The 17,621-nt window shown below is 61.6% G+C and carries 14 protein-coding genes; 6 read left to right on the top strand and 8 right to left on the bottom strand.

Annotated elements, in window-relative coordinates; genetic code table 11:
* The first annotated feature begins 216 nt into the window (after positions 1-216).
* The 5 genes from Q2T52_RS22990 to ligM all read left to right on the top strand — a co-directional run bounded on the left by Q2T52_RS22990 (position 217) and on the right by ligM (position 10,271).
* On the top strand, positions 217-1,659 hold the full coding sequence (locus tag Q2T52_RS22990) for an efflux RND transporter periplasmic adaptor subunit (RefSeq protein ID WP_302079228.1): 1,443 nt from the start codon (positions 217-219) through the stop codon (positions 1,657-1,659).
* Positions 1,656-4,760, top strand: a complete 3,105-nt coding sequence (locus Q2T52_RS22985) for a multidrug efflux RND transporter permease subunit (protein WP_302079227.1) — start codon at positions 1,656-1,658, stop codon at positions 4,758-4,760. The genes Q2T52_RS22990 and Q2T52_RS22985 overlap by 4 nt, the downstream gene beginning before the upstream one ends.
* Positions 4,757-7,858, top strand: coding sequence for an efflux RND transporter permease subunit (locus Q2T52_RS22980; protein ID WP_302079226.1), 3,102 nt, complete (start codon positions 4,757-4,759; stop codon positions 7,856-7,858). The genes Q2T52_RS22985 and Q2T52_RS22980 overlap by 4 nt, the downstream gene beginning before the upstream one ends.
* 68 nt (positions 7,859-7,926) lie before the next feature.
* Positions 7,927-8,697, top strand: a complete 771-nt coding sequence (locus tag Q2T52_RS22975; RefSeq protein WP_436799578.1) for a GntR family transcriptional regulator — start codon at positions 7,927-7,929, stop codon at positions 8,695-8,697.
* Between the two features lie 158 nt (positions 8,698-8,855).
* A complete protein-coding gene (gene ligM / locus Q2T52_RS22970) occupies positions 8,856-10,271 on the top strand; it encodes a vanillate/3-O-methylgallate O-demethylase (RefSeq protein ID WP_302079224.1) in 1,416 nt (471 codons plus the stop codon).
* Between the two features lie 122 nt (positions 10,272-10,393).
* Here ligM and Q2T52_RS22965 read toward each other — a convergent pair whose 3' ends face one another.
* From Q2T52_RS22965 to Q2T52_RS22940, 6 genes are read right to left on the bottom strand one after another with little or no spacing between them, the layout of a single operon-like run.
* Positions 10,394-11,170, bottom strand: coding sequence for an ABC transporter permease (locus tag Q2T52_RS22965; RefSeq protein ID WP_302079223.1), 777 nt, complete (start codon positions 11,168-11,170; stop codon positions 10,394-10,396).
* A gap of 4 nt (positions 11,171-11,174) precedes the next feature.
* Entirely contained in the window at positions 11,175-12,002 is an 828-nt protein-coding gene (locus Q2T52_RS22960; protein WP_302079222.1) for an ABC transporter ATP-binding protein, read from the bottom strand.
* The gene (locus Q2T52_RS22955) at positions 11,999-12,430 is read right to left on the bottom strand and encodes a GlcG/HbpS family heme-binding protein (protein WP_302079221.1); all 432 of its coding nucleotides are present in this window, start codon (positions 12,428-12,430) and stop codon (positions 11,999-12,001) included. Before Q2T52_RS22955 ends, Q2T52_RS22960 begins: the two co-directional genes overlap by 4 nt.
* A gap of 39 nt (positions 12,431-12,469) precedes the next feature.
* On the bottom strand, positions 12,470-13,231 hold the full coding sequence (locus tag Q2T52_RS22950; RefSeq protein ID WP_302079220.1) for an SDR family oxidoreductase: 762 nt from the start codon (positions 13,229-13,231) through the stop codon (positions 12,470-12,472).
* Positions 13,222-14,661: a dihydropyrimidinase gene (gene hydA, locus Q2T52_RS22945; protein WP_302079219.1), complete on the bottom strand. Its 1,440-nt coding sequence runs from the start codon at positions 14,659-14,661 to the stop codon at positions 13,222-13,224. Before hydA ends, Q2T52_RS22950 begins: the two co-directional genes overlap by 10 nt.
* Positions 14,658-15,692, bottom strand: coding sequence for an ABC transporter substrate-binding protein (locus tag Q2T52_RS22940; protein WP_302079218.1), 1,035 nt, complete (start codon positions 15,690-15,692; stop codon positions 14,658-14,660). Before Q2T52_RS22940 ends, hydA begins: the two co-directional genes overlap by 4 nt.
* A 138-nt stretch (positions 15,693-15,830) precedes the next feature.
* Between Q2T52_RS22940 and Q2T52_RS22935 the strand changes: the two genes are divergently transcribed.
* Positions 15,831-16,553 carry a GntR family transcriptional regulator gene (locus Q2T52_RS22935; protein ID WP_302079217.1) on the top strand — a complete coding sequence of 241 codons (723 nt, stop codon included), beginning with the start codon at positions 15,831-15,833 and terminating at the stop codon, positions 16,551-16,553.
* Between the two features lie 87 nt (positions 16,554-16,640).
* Here the strand turns inward: Q2T52_RS22935 and Q2T52_RS22930 are convergent, their stop codons facing one another.
* Both Q2T52_RS22930 and Q2T52_RS22925 read right to left on the bottom strand, forming a co-directional pair.
* Entirely contained in the window at positions 16,641-16,886 is a 246-nt protein-coding gene (locus Q2T52_RS22930) for a hypothetical protein (RefSeq protein WP_302079215.1), read from the bottom strand.
* Positions 16,887-16,908: 22 nt separating this feature from the next.
* Positions 16,909-17,568: an acyl-homoserine-lactone synthase gene (locus Q2T52_RS22925; protein WP_302079214.1), complete on the bottom strand. Its 660-nt coding sequence runs from the start codon at positions 17,566-17,568 to the stop codon at positions 16,909-16,911.
* Positions 17,569-17,621 lie beyond the last annotated feature (53 nt).

The raw sequence follows: 17,621 nt of genomic DNA, 5'->3' as shown, positions 1-17,621 counted from the left end.
CTTGCAGAACATTCACCACATTCCTGCGTTATGGTGCGCTGACTCGAACGGCGCAGACGGAAAACCCCGTTCATTACGTTCTTGTAAGTGGTTTTTTTTCAAAGTTGTGGTTGGTTTGTCGTCTGTTCGTTAGGCAGCGCGGCTACCTGACGCCCGGTCGAGCGCGCCTCTGCAGAGCGCGCGCGGCTCAGTCACACCACGCATGAGCGGTCATCGATGAAAACACGTACAAAGATTATCCTGTTCGGCCTTGCCATTGCCGGAGCGGGACTTGCCTATGCCGCTCAGCAGCCGCAGGTGCAAACGCAATTTCAGGCCGTGACCGGCACGTGGTTTCCCAAAAAGCAGGTTGACCGTCAGACCGCACGTGACCGTGCGATCCCGGTCGTGGCCGCCCCCGCCGCCATCACGGATGTGCCTGTTTACGCCGTGGGCGTCGGCACCGTCAGACCCGCCAATACGGTTGTGGTGCGCGCGCAGGTGAGTGGTCGGATCACCGAAATCCTGTTCCGCGAGGGCCAGGACATGAAGAAGGGAGACATCATCGCAAGGCTCGATGACGCCCTTTACCGCGCACAACTCGATCAGGCGGCCGCCAAGAAGGCGCAGGATGAGGCACAACTGGCCAATGCGATTGTGGAAGCGGACCGCCTGCAGCGGCTCGCCGGAAATTCCGCCGCCACACAGCAGCAGGTCGACAATCAGAAGGCACTCGTGGCGCAATACAAGGCGCAGGTGCAATCTGACCAGGCGGCGATCGAAGGCGCGCAGGTGCAGCTGGATTACACCACCATTCGCGCGCCGATCGATGGCCGCACCGGCATCCGCAATGTCGATGTCGGCAATATCATCTCCAGCGGAGATTCAAACGGTATCGTCACGCTCTCGCAGATCCGCCCGATCACCGTGGTGTTTTCTGTACCGCAGCAGGATCTCGCCCGCGTCAACGCCGCAAACGGCAAGGGTCCGCTTGTTGTCGATGCCTTCGCCGATGACGGCAAGACGCTTCTCGCCAACGGCAAGCTGACTGTCGTGGACAACCAGGTGGATGCAACGACCGGAACGGTGAAGCTCCGCGCCGAATTTTCGAACGAGAAGCTGACGCTGTGGCCGGGCGCCTTCGTGAATGCGCGGCTGCTGGTGGAAACGAAAAAGGATGTGTTGACCGTGCCGTCCGCTGCCGTGCAGCGCGGCCCCGGCGGCACCTATTCCTATATCGTGCAGCCGGACGATACCGTGAAGATGCAGGCGATCGACGTCGCCATGCAGGATGACCAGATTGCCGTCATCGCCAAGGGCCTGAAGGATGGCGACCGGGTGGTCACGACGGGCTTTGCGCGGCTCCAGGATGGCGTACAGGTGCGCGTTTCGACACCGGAAGAGGCAGACCCGTCAAAGATGGCCGTGCCACTTTCCGATGACAGCCGCGGGCAGCGCCGCAAGGGCGGCAGCAACAAGGGCAACAACCAGAACAACAATCAGAATAAGCCGGCCGCAGGCGATCATGCCGCGCCCACGCAACCGGGTGGGCAAGCACAACCGGGTGCCGACCAGCCACCCTCCGGTCACCGTCGCCAGAATGGGGGCGCGCAATCCGGTTCGCCAGCGCCGGACGCTACCAAGACCGATCCCCAGAAAGCGGCTGACGCCTCGAAATGAGCATTTCCACGCCCTTTATTTCCAGGCCGATTGCCACCTCGCTGCTGGGGATTGCAACGCTGCTCGGCGGGCTTCTGGGTTTCTTCAATCTGCCGGTCGCGCCGCTGCCGCAGGTGGATTTTCCGACAATCCGGGTCACGACCCAATTGCCGGGGGCCGATCCCGATACGATGACGGCGCTGGTGACGGCGCCGCTGGAGCGACCGCTGGGGCAGATACCGGCGGTTGCCTCGATGACCTCCTCCAGCGCCTTCGGCATCAGCCAGATCACGCTGCAGTTCAACCTCGACCGCGATATCGATGGCGCCGCGCAGGATGTGCAGGCGGCGATCAACGCCGCCGCCGGCAGCCTGCCGAAGACGCTGCCCTATCCGCCGACCTATGCAAAGGTGAACCCCGCGGATACGCCGATCATCACGCTTGCACTGCATTCCGACACCTACCCGATCCGAGACCTGAGCGACTTCACCGACACGATCATGTCGCAGCGACTTAGCGAAGTCTCAGGCGTCGGTGATGTGCGCGTGCAGGGTGGCGTTCGCCCGGCAATTCGCGTGCAGGCGGATCTGACGAGGCTTGCCTCCTATGGCCTTTCGCTGGAGGACCTGCGCTCAGCCATCACCAATGCCAATGTGTCCGGTGCAAAGGGTGCGGTGGATGGCACATTCCAGTCGTTCACGCTGTCGGCCAACGACCAGATCCACGAGCCGGAAGTCTATCGCCAGACGATCATCGCCTACAAGAACGCCGCCCCCGTGCGGCTGAAGGATGTGGCTGATGTGGTGGAAGGGTTGGAAAACAGCCGTGTCGGTGCCTGGTATCAGGGCCGTCCCGCCGTGATCGTCGACATCATGCGCCAGCCCGGCGCCAACGTCATCCAGACGGTGGAGGATGTGCGCCGCCAGCTGCCGCGCCTGAAACTGGCGCTGCCGGCCGGTGTCTCGCTCGATATCGTCAACGACCGCACTGAGACGATCCGGGCGTCGATCCATGACGTGCAATGGACGCTGGTGCTGTCCATCGGCCTTGTCATTCTGGTCGTCTTCCTGTTCCTGCGCACGCTGACGGCAACGATCATTGCCGGCGTTGCGCTGCCGCTATCGCTGATTGCCACTTTCGGCATCATGTACTTTGCAGGCTTCAGCCTGGACAACCTGTCACTGATGGCGCTGACCATCGGCACCGGCTTCGTGGTGGACGATGCGATCGTGATGATCGAGAACATTGCCCGCCATATCGAAGAGGGCGAGAAGCCGATGCAGGCGGCGCTGAAGGGTGCCGGCGAAATCGGCTTCACCATCATTTCGCTGACGGCATCGCTGATCGCCGTCTTTATACCGCTGCTGTTCATGACCGGCATCGTCGGCCGCATGTTCCGCGAGTTCGCGCTGACGCTGACGATCGCCGTCGTCGTCTCCGCCATCATCTCGCTGACGCTGACGCCGATGATGTGCGCGCGAATCTTGCGTGCGCCGAAGGAGCGCAGTTCCGGCCTGCTTGGGCTGACGGACCGCTTCATGGACTGGATGAACGAGGGCTACCACAAAAGCGTGGTCTGGGCGGTCAACCGTGGCTGGCTGATGCTGTCGCTGACGGCCATCACGCTTGGCGTCACGGTGGCGCTCTACATCGCCATCCCCAAGGGCTTTCTGCCTGTGCAGGATACGGGCCTGATTACCGCCGTGGTGGAAACCGAACCGACCAGTTCCTTCGATGTGATGAAGGCGACACAGCAGAACATCGGCAATCGTTTGCGCGATGATCCGGCCGTCGAAAGCGTGATCGCCGTGATCGGCACCAGCGCCACCAACCTGACGCTCAACACGGCAAGTTACACCATCGTGCTGAAACCGCAGGATGAACGGGCGATCTCCGCCACTGACGTGATCGACCGCCTGCGCGAGCGCGTCGCCGGCATTCCCGGCGTCCACGCCACCTTCCAGAGCGTGCGCGACATCTCGATCAGCACGCGCGCAAGCCGCGCGCCTTACCAGTACACGTTGACGGGCACGGCGACGGCCACCGTTGCCGACTGGGCGGACCGTCTGGCGCGGCGCCTGCAGCAGAACCCGCTGCTGGTAGATGTGACCTCCGAAGTGGAAATGGGCGGCGGGCGCCTCGCCATTCAGGTCAACCGCGAAACGGCAGCCCGCCTTGGCGTCTCCATGCAGGGCATCAGCGATACGCTTTACGATGCCTTCGGCCAGCGGCAGATCAGCACCATTTACGGGCAGGCCAACCAGTACCGCGTGATCCTGGAAGCCTCTCAGCGCTTCCAGGGTGATCCCAAGGCGCTGGAGCAGCTTTACGTGGAAGGCGCGAACAACGTCATGGTGCCGCTGAGTACCGTGGCAACCGTGCGCTTCACCAACGCGCCGCTGGTGATCAGCCGCAGCGAGCAGTTTCCGGCGGTAACGCTGAGCTTCGATCTGGCGCGCGGCGCCTCGCTGTCGGATGCGGTGGATGCCATCAAGAGCGCGGAAAAGGAGATCGGCATGCCGGCCTCCATCCAGCGTCACTACAGCGGCGATACGGAAGAATTCGACCGCTCACTGGCAGGCGAACCCTGGCTGATCCTGGCTGCCATCATCACCATCTACATCGTGCTTGGCCTGCTCTATGAGAGCGCGATCCACCCGATCACCATTCTTTCCACCCTGCCGTCCGCCGGGGTGGGGGCGCTTCTGGCGCTGATGCTGTTCGGGCAGGATCTCTCGATCATCGCGCTGATCGGCATCGTGCTCCTGATGGGTATCGTGAAGAAGAACGCGATCATGATGATCGACTTCGCACTGGATGCGGAGCGGCAGGACGGGCTTGCGCCGCGTGAGGCGATCATCAAGGCCGCAGCGCTTCGCTTCCGCCCGATCATGATGACCACGCTTGCCGCCCTGTTTGGTGCGCTGCCATTGGCGCTTGCGCAAGGCACGGGCGCGGAGCTTCGTATTCCACTCGGCATATCCATCATCGGCGGCCTGCTGCTCAGCCAGTTGCTCACGCTCTATACGACGCCAGTCATCTACCTGGCGCTGGACGGTTTGCGTGCCCGCGCGAAAGGCCCGAACGAAGCGGCCGCGCGGGAAGCGGGTGAACCCGCATGAACATTTCGGCCCCCTTCATCAACCGACCCATCGGCACGACGCTTCTGGCAATCGGCCTGATGATGCTGGGGCTGGTTGCCTATCGCTTTTTGCCGGTCTCCAGCCTGCCGGCGGTCGACCTGCCGACCATTCGCGTCTCGGCCAGCCGACCGGGCGCCGACCCGGAAAGCATGGCCTCCAGCGTCGCCGCCCCCCTGGAGCGGCATCTGGGTGCGATTGCCGGCGTAACGGAAATGACCTCCGCCAGCGGGCTTGGCACCACCAACATCTTCCTGCAATTCGACATTTCCCGCGATGTGGACAGCGCGGCCCAGGATGTGCAGGCCGCGATCAACGCGGCGGTGGCAGATCTTCCAAGCGACATGCCGAACCTGCCGAATATGCGCAAGGCCAACCCGGCGGCTGCACCGATCCTGACGCTAGCGCTCACCTCCTCCACCCTGCCGGCAAGCGCAATTTTCGATGCGGCCGATACGGTCGTCGTGCAGCGCATTTCGCAGGTGGAAGGCGTGGGCGACGTCAATGTCAGCGGCGCCGACCAGCCTGCCGTGCGCGTACGTCTCGATCCAGACCGGCTGGCGGCGATTGGTCTCTCGGCCAATGATGTGCGCAATGCCATCGTCGCGGGCAATGCACTGGCACCTGTCGGTGCTGTTGATGGACCAAGCTCGTTCTATGCGCTTTCGGTCAACGCCCAGCTGACCAAGCCTGAGGATTACGGCCAGCTGATCATCCGCTCCGGCGACGGAACCGCCACCCGGCTTGCCGACATCGCAAGCGTCGAGCCCGGCGTGCGCAACCGCCGCTCGGATGCCTGGTTCAACGGCAAGCCCGCCGTGCTGCTCAACATTACCAAAGCCGCAGATGCAAATGTCGTCTCCACCGTCGATTCGGTGCGTGCGCTCATTCCGGAACTCAAGGAACTCATCCCCTCCGGCATTGAGATCGATGTGCTGAATGATCGTACGACCACGATCCACGCCAGCGTCGAGGATATGCAATTCACCCTTCTGGCCACCATCACGCTGGTCATGGCCGTGGTCTTTGTATTCCTGCGCCGCGTGGTGCCGACCGTTGCGGCGGGCTTGACGGTGCCACTCTCCTTCGCCGGGGCCTTTGCCGCCATGTGGGTGACCGGTATTTCCATCGACAACCTTTCGCTGATGGCGCTTGCGGTCGCGAGCGGCTTCGTGGTGGACGACGCGATCGTGATGATCGAGAACGTCTATGCAAATCTCGAAAAAGGCATGAAGCCGCTGGACGCCGCCCGCGAGGGGGCACGGCAGATCGGCTTTACGGTCATCGCCATCAGCGTGTCATTGATGGCGGCTTTCATTCCGCTGTTCTTCATGGGCGGCGTGGTCGGCAAATTCTTCCTCACTTTCTCGCTGACGCTCGCCTTCACCATCATCGTGTCGACCATTGTCTCGCTCACGCTGACGCCGATGATCTGCGGCCATCGGCTGAAGGCGCATGATCTCGATGCGCGCAGCAGCAGGTTCGACCGTGTGGTGGAAGGCGCGCTGGATAGCATGATCGGTTTCTACGACCGCACCTTGAGCGGCGTTCTGCATCACCGCTTTCTGGCGGTGCTCACCACCATCGCCTGCGTCGTCCTGACCGGTTATCTCTATGCGAAGGTGCCGAAGGGCTTGTTACCGCGGGATGATACCGGCTTCATCTTCGGCAACAGCCAGGCGGCAAGCGACATTTCCTATCCGGCCATGGTGGCACTGCAAAGACGGGCGCTGGACATCGTGGAGAAGGATCCAGCGGTTGCCAATATCGGTGCCAGCGTCGGCGGCGGCTTTCTGGGCACCGCCAATCGCGGCCAGATGCAGATTTCGTTGAAGCCCCCCGGCGAGCGCGAACCGACGGAAGTGGTGATCGATCGCCTGCGCCGCGCAACGGCCGTCATTCCCGGCCTGGACACCTCGTTCTTTTCCCCAAGCGACATCCGTATCGGCGCGCGCTCGTCCGACTCGCAGTACCAGTTCACGCTGTGGGACGCGGATTACAATGAACTGATCACCTGGGCGCCCCGCATTCTGGCAAGGCTCCGGCAGGAACCTCTGTTGACAGATGTCAACAGCGACCGGCAGCCGAGCGGCTTGCAGGCCAATGTGGTGGTGGACCGAACGGCGGCTTCGCGCCTGGGCATCAAGATGAGCGCGGTCGATACCGCCCTCAACAACGCCTTCGCACAGCGGCAGGTGACGATCGTCTATGGTGAGAGAAACCAGTACCGGGTCATTCTCGAAGCCTATCCGGATTTCGCCAAGGACCCGGAACACATCCTGAAGATCTATGTGCCCGGCAGTGGCAGCACACAGGTGCCGCTTGGCGCCTTTGCCAAGGTGGAGCGCACGCTGGCACCGATTGGTGTCAACCATCAGGGGCAGTTCCCGTCCGTCACCATCTCCTACAATGTGGGACCTGAGACGACGCTGTCGCAGGCCAACGAGGCGGTCAAGGCCTCGGTCGCCGGCATGCACCTGCCCGATACGCTGCATGCGGAGTTTGCCGGCGATGCGGCAAGCGCCAGCAAATCCTCCGGCAACCAGCCGCTGCTGATCCTGTCGGCCCTGCTGGCCGTCTATATCGTGCTTGGCATTCTCTATGAGAGCCTCGTACATCCGCTGACTATCATCTCCACCCTTCCCTCTGCCGGTCTCGGCGCACTGCTGGCGCTCTGGATCAGCGGCACAGAACTGACGGTGGTGGCCTTCATCGGCATCATCCTGTTGATCGGCATCGTGAAGAAGAACGGCATTATGCTTGTCGATTTCGCGCTGGAGGCGGAACGCGTGCATGGCATGGCGCCGGAAAAGGCGATCCACGAGGCATGCCTTAAGCGCTTCCGCCCCATCATGATGACGACGCTTGCCGCCTTCATGGGCGCGCTGCCGCTGGTGCTGGCCACCGGCCCTGGGGCGGACCTTCACCGCCCGCTCGGCATCACCATCATCGGTGGCCTGATCGTGTCGCAGGTGCTGACACTCTATACGACGCCGATCATCTACCTGCTTTTCTCACGCTGGTCTGCGCGCTTCCATCGCAATGAGACACCCTCCGCGCTTCCCGCACCCGCCGAATGAAAGCGCTCTTGCTGGCATGCCCGCTGGCTATGTATACATAGCTGGAAAAGGGTATTGCGCATCCATGGATGCGAACGGATAAGGCACGGGGGAGCGATTTGGCATCCAAGGCAAGCGAGGCAGCGACCCATGGTCGCCGCGCAGTGATCGAACTTCGCGAGAAGATCATCAACGGCGAACTGCCGGGCGGCATGCGCCTCTTCGAGGTGTCGCTTGCCGAAACGCTGGATATATCCCGCACGCCCGTGCGCGAGGCACTGTCACGTCTCGCCGAGGAGGGGCTGCTGGATCGACTGCCGAATGGCGGCTTCGTGGTCCGCAAATTCGGGTTTGCCGATGTCATCGATTCCATCGAATTGCGGGGTGTGATGGAAGGCACGGCAGCGCGGCTTGCCGCAGAGCGCGGCGTCGCCCCGCAGGCGCTGGCAGCCATCCGTGAGACGGTGGAGCGCCTGGATACCTGCTTCGGCGAGGAACTGGATGATCTCGACTTCGACCTCTATGCGGATCTGAACGCAACCTTCCACCACCAGCTGGCGGGCCTCTCCGGCAGCGAGGTAATCCGCCGTGAGGTGGAGCGTGCAACCGCATTGCCTTTCGCGTCACCCTCAACCTTCCTGCCGAACAAGCTTGATATCGCCGCCTTCCGCCGCTCGCTGCGTTCAGCACAGGAACAGCACCGCGCCATCGTGGAAGCCATTGCCGCCCGCGAGGGCGCGCGCGCGGAAGCAATTGCGCGGGAACACGCCCGCACGGCGCGGCGCAACCTCGAATACATTTTCAGCCAGGACCCGGCGCTGCTACATCAGATTCCGGGTCTTGCCCTGATCCACCGTTAATTCTGACCTCCTCCCATTCCGTGCTCTCTGCGCGCAGCCATCGCTTGCGCGCCCGCACACGTATGTGCTTGCGAAAAAGGTGCAGAAAGAGGCTTGCATTCTTCGCCCGGTTTGGCATCTATGTATACACACTGATGAGTGCCTAGGGAGGAGAAACTATGGCAGCGACCAGTCTTAGCGATATTATCAAGGCGAATCCCGACATTGTCGGACGTCTGCGCAATTCACCGATCGGGATGTATGTATACCCGGTGGTGACGCCAGAATTCAACAACTGGCGCTCCGAACAGGCCGCTTGGCGAAATTCCGCCGTTCTGTTCGATCAATCCCATCACATGGACGAGTTGATCGTCGAAGGCCCGGAAGCGGAAAAATTCCTGGCTTATCACGGCATCAATTCCTTCTCGAATTTTGACCTGAACCGCGCCAAGCATTTCGTGCCGGTCACGCCGAACGGCCATATCATCGGTGACCACATCATTTTCCGCGAGCGGCAGGACAAGTTCATCCTGGTTGGCCGTGCGCCGACGTCCAACTGGCTGATGTTCTGCGCCGCCTATGGCAAGTGGAATGTGCGCATCAAGCACGATCCGCGCTCGCCGTCGCGCCCCGAGGGCGAGCGAGTAGTGCGCACCCATTACCGCTACCAGATCCAAGGTCCGGAAGCGCCGAAGATCTTCGAGAAGCTGAACCGCGGCCCGATCCCGGACATCAAGTTCTTCCACGTCGATCACATCAATATCGGCTCGAAGAAGGTGCAGGCGCTGCGCCACGGCATGTCCGGCGCGCCGGGCCTGGAAATCTGGGGGCCGTACGAGGACAAGAACTACATCCTCTCCTGCATTCTGGAAGCGGCGAAGGAAGCGGACGTGGATCTCGTGCGCTGCGGCAGCCGCGCCTATTCCACCAACACGCTGGAAAGCGGCTGGATCCCCTCGCCGCTGCCGGGCATCTATACCGGCGACGGCATGCTGGCCGCCTACCGCGAATGGCTGGGCGTCGATTCCTATGAGGCCAATGGCCCAATCGGCGGCAGCTTCGTCTCCGACAATATCGAGGACTACTACGTCAATCCGTTCGAACTCGGTTACGACTTCTATATCGGCTGGAAGAAGGAAGACTTCATCGGCAAGGCTGCCCTCGAAAAACTGAAGGGCCAGAAGAATCGCAAGAAGGTGACCTTCGAGTGGAATGCCGAGGATGTGGTGGAAGTCATCGCCTCTGCCTTCCGTCCGGGCGAAGATCATTACAAATGGATTGACTTCCCGCAGCCGAACTATGCCTCCACCAGCGCCGACATGGTGCTGAAGGATGGCAAGATGGTCGGCATGTCCATGTTCAACGGCTATTCGTACAACGAGCGCTGCATGCTTTCGCTCGGCGTGGTGGATGCAGACATTCAGATCGGCGACGTGCTGACGCTCATCTGGGGCGAGCCGGATGGCGGAACCAAGAAGACGTCCATCGAGCGGCCGCACAAGCAGGCGCAGATCCGCGTTCGCGTCTCGCAGACCCCTTACGCCCGCGAAGCCCGCGAAAACTATGCGGACAGCTGGCGCACCAAGCGCAGCTGAGCCGGGTTACTCAAACAGAATACAGGCGGCGTCTTCGGGCGCCGCTTTTTTCGGCAAAGGAGTTGTGGGAGCTTGCCACGATTTCCCACCTCCCCTTGATGGGGAGGTGGGGAGTTTCCATCTCACCCCATCGCCAGATCCTGCTTGCGGATGGCCCAGCCGCAGACGCGCTGCTCGATCAGCGCAAAGATGCTGTAGAGAACGATGCCCAGGAAGGCGAGCGCGAAGAGGCCTGCAAAGGCCAGCGGTACATCGAAGCTGGAGCTTGCCATCATCATGACCGTGCCGATGCCAAGGTTGGACGCCACCGTCTCGGAAAGTACCGTCCCAACGAAAGCAAGCGTCACCGCCACCTTCAAAGAGGCGAAGAAGTAAGGCATGGCGCGCGGCAGGGTGACATTCCACAACACCTGCATGCGCGTGGCGCCGAGCGCTTTCAGCACATCCTCCATCTCCGGCTCCGTGGTCGCAAGACCGGTCGCGACATTGACGACGATCGGGAAGATGCAGGTGGTGAGCGCCGTCAGCACGGCCGGTACCGTGCCGGAGCCGAACCAGAGAACGAAGATCGGCACGACCGCCACTTTCGGGATGGACGAGAAGCCGACCAGCAGCGGATAGGCGGTCTTATAGGCCGTTCTCGATACGCCCACAAACACTCCGAGCGCCACGCCGATGACCATGCCAAGCCCGAAGCCGACCATGGTGGTGGCGAGCGTTTGCAGAATATTCGGCCAGAGTGCCGGCATCTGGACGAACAGCGTGGTGAAGATGGCGCTAGGGCGCGGCAGCACGATCGGGCTGATGTGGAACAGGACGCAAGCCACTTCCCACAGCACGAACATCAGCACGATCAGCGAGACGGATTTGAGGTTTTCCCGGATTTGCATCGACGACATCTGGTTATACCCCCTGGCGCGCGGCAAAGATCATCCGTCGCAGATCGTTGGTGAGATCGGTAAACCCGCTTTCAAACGTCGTCTCCAGCGTACGAGGACGCGGAAAATCCACCGCCCGATCCTCCGTGACACGGCCAGGCCGCGCACTCATGACAAGGATGCGGCTTGCCAGGAAGGCCGCCTCGCGCAGGTCATGGGTGACGAGGAACACGGTTGGCTTCGTCTCCATCCAGAGATCCTGCAGGATCGCCCAGAGTTCCTCGCGGGTGAACTGGTCGAGCGCGCCGAAGGGCTCGTCCAGCATCAGAAGCTTTGGAGAATGAATGAGCGCACGGCAGAGGTTGGCTCGCTGCAACATGCCGCCCGAAAGCTCCCAGGGCCGGCGATCGCCAAAGCCGGTGAGGCCCACTTTTGCCAGCAGCGCATCCGCCCGCTCGCGAAACACCGTATCCTTGTCGCGGCGGAAGGTATCGGAATAGGGTTTGACGATCTTCAACGGCAGCATGATGTTCTGGCGGATGGTCAACCAGGGCAGCATGGTCGGGTTCTGGAAGGCCATGCCGATACCGACCTGCTCCGCGCCGACCTCCCGGCCAGCCACGAAGACCATGCCATCCGTCGGCTTCAGAAGACCGGCAACGAGTTTCAAAATCGTGGACTTGCCGCAGCCGGAAGGCCCGACCATGGCGACGAAGTCCCCTGCGCGAACGGTCAGGTTGGTACGGTCCAGGGCAAGAAAGGTGTTCTCTCCCTTGCCGAAGCGCACCTGCACGTTTTCCAGCTGCGCAATCCTTGTGACGCCGTGCTCTGTCGGCGCGATCGTGATCGTCATGAATGCTGCCCCTCGTCCATGCGCTTGAGAAACGCCGCCACCGCGGCCTGCGCCACCTGTAGATCCTGCTCGCTGGTGCCGGAGCCGACACCGATGCCGCCGACAATATGCCCATCGATGATCAGCGGCAGGCCACCCAGCAGGTTGGTCATCTTGCCGGATGTCGCTTCCGCAAGAAGCAGCGCTTTGTCGGGAGAGATGCCGCCAGTCGGCCGGCCGGTGGTCGCGGCGGTCATGGCCTTGCGCGTGGCGCTTTCGACCGAAAGAACGCGGGATCCATCCATGCGGATGAAGCCCATCAGATTGCAGCCGTCATCGACCACGGCGATGCATTGCGGCACCCCCATGGCCTCTGCGGCCTCGACAGCGGCGGCGAGAAGAAGGGTTGCACCCCGGTGGGTCAGCTTGATCGCGGGCCTGGTCAGCATCGGGCTTGGCCCTCTCGGGCGGCGGACTGGGCTTTGCTCTCAGACATGGCGGACATAGCCTCCATCGACGCGGTAGACACTGCCCGTAACATAGGAGGCGGGACCGCTGCACAGGAAGGACACCACTGCGGCGATCTCCTCAGGCTCGGCATAGCGGCCAGCGGGGATTTGCGCGAAGGAACGCTGGCGCACCGCCTCCACCGAAATGTTCTCGCGCGCGGCCGTCGCCTCATCCGTCATGGCAACACGTTCGGTCGCGACGCGGCCCGGCATCAGCACGTTGACCGTCACACCATCCTTGGCAACTTCCGGCGCCAGTGACTTGGACCAGGCGATCAGCCCGGCGCGGATGGTGTTGGATATGCCAAGCACCGGGATTGGCTGCACCGCGCCGGTGCTGACGACGGTGACGACGCGGCCCCAACTCTTGCTGCGCATGGCGGGCAGGAACAGGTCCGTCAGGCGGATCACCGACATGGACATGGACCGGAAGCTTTCTTCCCAATCCGCCACTTCGCGGCCGATCACACCGCCATAGGGCGGGCCACCGGTATTATTGATGAGGATGTCGATATCGCCGACCGCTGCGGCAAAGGCTGCAAGGCTTTGCGTCTCCGACAGATCCACGGCAAAGGTGCCTGCCGCGCCGATTTCGGCGCCGGCTTTAGCCAGCGCCTGTTCGTCGCGCGCGGCGAGCAGCACGGAGGCCCCCTCGCCCGCCAGCCCCTTGGCAATGGCAAGGCCCATGCCGCGATTGCCGCCCAGCACAAGCGCGCGTTTTCCCGCGATCTTCAGATCCATGCGTTGATTTCCCTTGTCCGCCAGGCTGACGATGTCTGCTGTTCCAGGAACTGGCCGCGTCCCGGCCGAGCCTTCAGCTCCTGGTTTTCGATGATGACCTCACCGCGGCTGATGACCGTTTCCGGCCACCCCTGCACCTCCAGCCCTTCGAAAGGCGTGTAGTCGACATTGTGGTGCAGCAAGTCATTGGTGATGGTGACGCGTTTTTCCGGGTCCCAGATGGCAATGTCAGCATCGGCGCCCACGGCAATCGTTCCCTTGCGTGGGTGAAGCCCGTAGAGCTTTGCATTGTTGGTAGCGGTCAGAGCGACAAAACGGGAGAGGTCGATCCGTCCCTTCACCACGCCCTCGCTGAACAGGATCGGCAGTCGCGTTTCAAGCCCCGGAATGCCATTGGCAACCGCTCGAAAGGAAGCGTCCGGCCCCGCCTTCAGCTTGCCTTCGGCATCGAACCGATAGGGCGCGTGATCCGAGTTGAAGATGTCGATCGTTCCATCTTCGATGCCGCGCCAGAGTGCTGCCTGGGCAGCCGTATCGCGCGGCGGCGGGCTGCACATGGCCTTAGCACCCAGCATATCGGGCATATCGAGATCGGCTTCGGTGAGGAGCAGATATTGCGGGCAGGTTTCCGCGATCACCACATGACCGCGCGCCCGCGCCCGGCGAATTTCTTCCAGCGGTTCACCACCGGACACATGCACGATGACGAGCGGCACGCCGGCAATTTCCGCAAGCGTTACCGCCCGGTGCGTCGCCTCGCGCTCCACCGCCAGTGGGCGGGAGGTGGCGTGAAAGGCGGGCCGGGTCTTGCCCTGCTGTTCCAGACGATCAGCCAGCCAGCCGATGATCTCGTGGTTTTCGGCATGGATCAGCATGACCGCCTTTTCGGCCCGTGCCGTCTCGAACACGTCGAGGATCTGCCGGTCGCTGAGCTGCATGGCATCATAGGTCATGTACACCTTGATACTGGTATGGCCGCGACGGATGAGGGCCGGCAATTCCTGGCCCAGCACGGCAGGCGTCGGATCGCTGACGATCAGATGGAAAGCGTAGTCGGTGACGGACTGCCCGTCAGCGCGACGATGATAATCGGCAACCGCCGCCGTCAGCGATTCTCCGCGATGCTGCACGCAGAAGGGAACGATCGTCGTCGTTCCCCCGAAGGCGGCGCTGATGCTGCCGGAACAAAAGCCGTCCGCCATCTTCGCACCCTTGGCGGCGAGGCCCGGTGCCTGCGGCTGGTCGAGATGGCAATGGGCATCGATACCTCCCGGCAGCACAAGCCTGCCGGTGGCATCGATCACGCGCTCCCCCCCTGCGATACGATCGGCAATCGCGACAATACGCCCCTCGCGGATGCCGAGATCCGCCTTCGTCACATCCGAGGCGGTCGCGATGGTACCACCCCGGATGACCAGATCGAATGTCATGCTGGCAGCTTCCGCAGATCCGCAGACGGCAGGAAGGACGGATCGAACAGATCTTCCGCCTTCGGAACGGAGGGCAGGCCGAAACCGGCAGCGACGGCTTCCATGGACTTGGACAGCCGCGCCGCATCGACGCCGCCGAGACCGTTCTTGCGCGTTTCATCCGTCGTGAACTGGTTCTTGATGAGCCAGCGCAGCTTCTGCTCTTCCAGATCGGCATTGATCAGCGGGGAATGGGCCTTGAGCGCAGCAATCGCCGCCTTCGGATCAGCAAGCGCTGCCTGATAGCCACGGGCGCTGACGGCTATGAAGGACTTTGCCACGTCGGGACGTTCAGTGCGGAACTTCTTCGACAGCACAATAGCGTTCCCGTAGAGATCCAGACCTGCATCCGAATAGTACAGGATCTTGATATCACCCGCAGCGACGCCTGCCTTCTGGAGGCCGAAATAGACCGTGGAATCAAAGCCTAGAATGGCATCCGCACTGCCGTTGGCCAGAACCGCTTCGCGCAATTGCAGGCCGACCATATTCCACTTGATCTTGCCGCCATCGATGCCGGTGGTCTTGGCATAGGTAGAGAATAGGCGGTAGGCACCGTCCGCGGCGGCGGCGCCGATCGTGCGGCCTTCCAGGTCCGAAGGCTTTGCAATGCCAGACTTATTCAGCGTCACCACCGAAAGCGGGCTCTTGAAATAGAGCATATAGGCGGCGCGCACATCGGCAGTCGGGTTCTTGGAATTGAACTCGGCGAGGTTGTTGATGTCGACCGTGCCGCCGTCATAGACGCCGGAACCCGTACGCGATGCCGCCTCGCCCGAACCGCCGCTGGTATCGAACTGGCAGTCGAGACCTGCTTCCTTGTACCAACCATTCTGCTGTGCCAGCAGATACATGGAGATAGAACCGTCAAACGGCACGGCAAAGGAGAACTTCACCGGCTCGGCGGCAAAGCTGCGCCCGGCCTGCAAAACGAACGGCGCCGCAAGCGCTGCCTGGAGAATGGTTCTTCTGGAGGTTTTGGTTTCGAACATCTGTGTCCCCTTTTTCGTATGATCTGTGGGGACAGGTTTGCAAGGGCCGTGCCAATCTGACAAAGATCTGAAATTCCCAACTGCGCGCAACATTGTGCACAATTCTCTGGGCAGCATTTAAGCGGGAGAAGCCTAAGGATGAACCAGAAGACGCGTTTGGTGGGCGTCATGAACCAGCGCAATCGCCCAAAGATTGACGATGCGGAGGGTGCCTATCAGCATCTCTTTGATGCCATTGTCGATCAGCGGCTGTTGCCCGGCACCAAGCTGACGGAACTGGCGCTTGTGGAAGCCTTCGGAATCGGCCGGCGGATGGTGGCCGCGGCCCTGCAAAGATTGAGCTGGGAAAAGCTGGTGGTGTTCATTCCCAATCGCGGAGCCTATGTGGCTGCACCGGATGCGGATGAAGCGCGGCAGGTGTTTGCAGCCCGTATTGCCATTGAGGCAGGAACCACGGAGGCCTTTGCGCGAGCCGCCGATGCGGCCTCCATCGCCAGGCTGCGGGACAATGTGCGCCAGGAACACCAGCTGCGGCATGAGGGGCATATGCGCGAAGCCATCCATCTCTCCGGTGGCTTCCACACGCTGATGGCGGAGCTCTCCGGCAATGCTGTTCTTGCGGATCAGGTACGGCTGCTCGTCGCGCGCACAAGCCTGATCGTCAACCTCTTCGAAAACCAGCTTGGGCTGGCCGGCTGGCATGACCACCATGAAGACCTGATCGCGCACTGCGAGAAGCACGAGGTCGAGGAGGCCGTTTTCCTCATGCGCGATCACATCGCCGAAATTCGCGACGCGCTGGCCCTCGACCGCCGCCGGCCGGTTTCCTTCGACATGGTCCGGGTGTTTGCAACGCGGTGATGGGACCTGCCGCGAAGGTTGCCGATCAATCAATAGACAATGGAGGCCCGCCGGATTGACGGGCCTCCAGAATAGATGAGGCTGGCTTCAGCCTGCGGCGGTCCCGGTGAATTGCTCCCGTCCGGCAAGCGAGATCACGGGATAATCGGACTTGGAGATCGCGCCAGGTTCCAGCAGATCCCATTCAGTGATGGGTGTGCGGCCCATGAGCTCCTCTAGAACCATTTCCAGAAGATAGCAGAGCAAACCATCTTTTAACTGAACAGCCTCGCGACGGGATTCGATGAGGTTTCGAGCGATGCGCACATAGGTCGATTTTTGTTGTTCATCCATGGTGAAATCTTCTCTTTGGGGTTCAAGCGGCAACAGCAAGACCAGCCGCGAAGGAGCGGACCGGATAAAACTTGCTGTAAAGGGGGGCGGTAACGCCTAGCGCGGCCTGCATCTTGGCGCGGATTTGGTCCGAAACCTCGAAAGCCCCGCAGCAAACAGGAAACCTGCCATAGCCATCGGCGCGCCCAAGTTCCTCAACCTCTGCACCGGCCTTGCGATACATGCGAGCCATATGAGGCTCGTAGTTGGAAATCATCGTGTGCACGCCATGCTCCAACGCGCATTCGCAAAGCGCCAGCAGCAGCATGCAGAAAGCACGGCCCGCATCCATGCCAAGATCACGCTGAACGGCGACTTCATCCACGCACATGCGGGTGCCTTCCCAGATGCCCGGGCTCTGCAGGTCCACGTCTGCGGAAAACGTCTTGCGAAATACGTCGTACAGCAGGGTCGGGCCAGTGGTCGGCATCAGGCGCATGCCACCGTACAGAACTTGGGCATCGTCGCTGCACCAGACGAGATAGGCAGGCTTCATGTCATCATAGCGGTCAACTTCATGCGTACCGCGCAGCGACACTTTCCAATTCAGTCGATCATGAAAGACCTGCTTACGCAGGTGAAAGAATTGGTTGAGCAGACAGGAATATTGATCGTATTCGTATGCTTGGATCGTGATAAACATTTTTTGGCCCCCAGGTCGTTATGACAAGGCCAAGAATGCTGAATTTAAGAAAA

This window comes from Rhizobium oryzicola (assembly GCF_030504645.1).
Taxonomy (GTDB): Bacteria; Pseudomonadota; Alphaproteobacteria; order Rhizobiales; family Rhizobiaceae; genus Neorhizobium; species Neorhizobium oryzicola.
This window is presented reverse-complemented; position numbering and strand designations above follow the sequence as displayed.

Coding starts and splice junctions, on each gene's coding strand:
- Q2T52_RS22965 (WP_302079223.1), bottom strand. CDS start 11,170: ATGTCGTCGATGCAAATCCGGGAAAACCTCAAATCCGTCTCGCTGATC.
- Q2T52_RS22955 (WP_302079221.1), bottom strand. CDS start 12,430: ATGCTGACCAGGCCCGCGATCAAGCTGACCCACCGGGGTGCAACCCTT.
- Q2T52_RS22975 (WP_436799578.1), top strand. CDS start 7,927: ATGCGAACGGATAAGGCACGGGGGAGCGATTTGGCATCCAAGGCAAGC.
- hydA (WP_302079219.1), bottom strand. CDS start 14,661: ATGACATTCGATCTGGTCATCCGGGGTGGTACCATCGCGACCGCCTCG.
- Q2T52_RS22950 (WP_302079220.1), bottom strand. CDS start 13,231: ATGGATCTGAAGATCGCGGGAAAACGCGCGCTTGTGCTGGGCGGCAAT.
- Q2T52_RS22985 (WP_302079227.1), top strand. CDS start 1,656: ATGAGCATTTCCACGCCCTTTATTTCCAGGCCGATTGCCACCTCGCTG.
- Q2T52_RS22930 (WP_302079215.1), bottom strand. CDS start 16,886: ATGGATGAACAACAAAAATCGACCTATGTGCGCATCGCTCGAAACCTC.
- Q2T52_RS22940 (WP_302079218.1), bottom strand. CDS start 15,692: ATGTTCGAAACCAAAACCTCCAGAAGAACCATTCTCCAGGCAGCGCTT.
- Q2T52_RS22990 (WP_302079228.1), top strand. CDS start 217: ATGAAAACACGTACAAAGATTATCCTGTTCGGCCTTGCCATTGCCGGA.
- Q2T52_RS22960 (WP_302079222.1), bottom strand. CDS start 12,002: ATGACGATCACGATCGCGCCGACAGAGCACGGCGTCACAAGGATTGCG.
- Q2T52_RS22935 (WP_302079217.1), top strand. CDS start 15,831: ATGAACCAGAAGACGCGTTTGGTGGGCGTCATGAACCAGCGCAATCGC.
- ligM (WP_302079224.1), top strand. CDS start 8,856: ATGGCAGCGACCAGTCTTAGCGATATTATCAAGGCGAATCCCGACATT.
- Q2T52_RS22980 (WP_302079226.1), top strand. CDS start 4,757: ATGAACATTTCGGCCCCCTTCATCAACCGACCCATCGGCACGACGCTT.
- Q2T52_RS22925 (WP_302079214.1), bottom strand. CDS start 17,568: ATGTTTATCACGATCCAAGCATACGAATACGATCAATATTCCTGTCTG.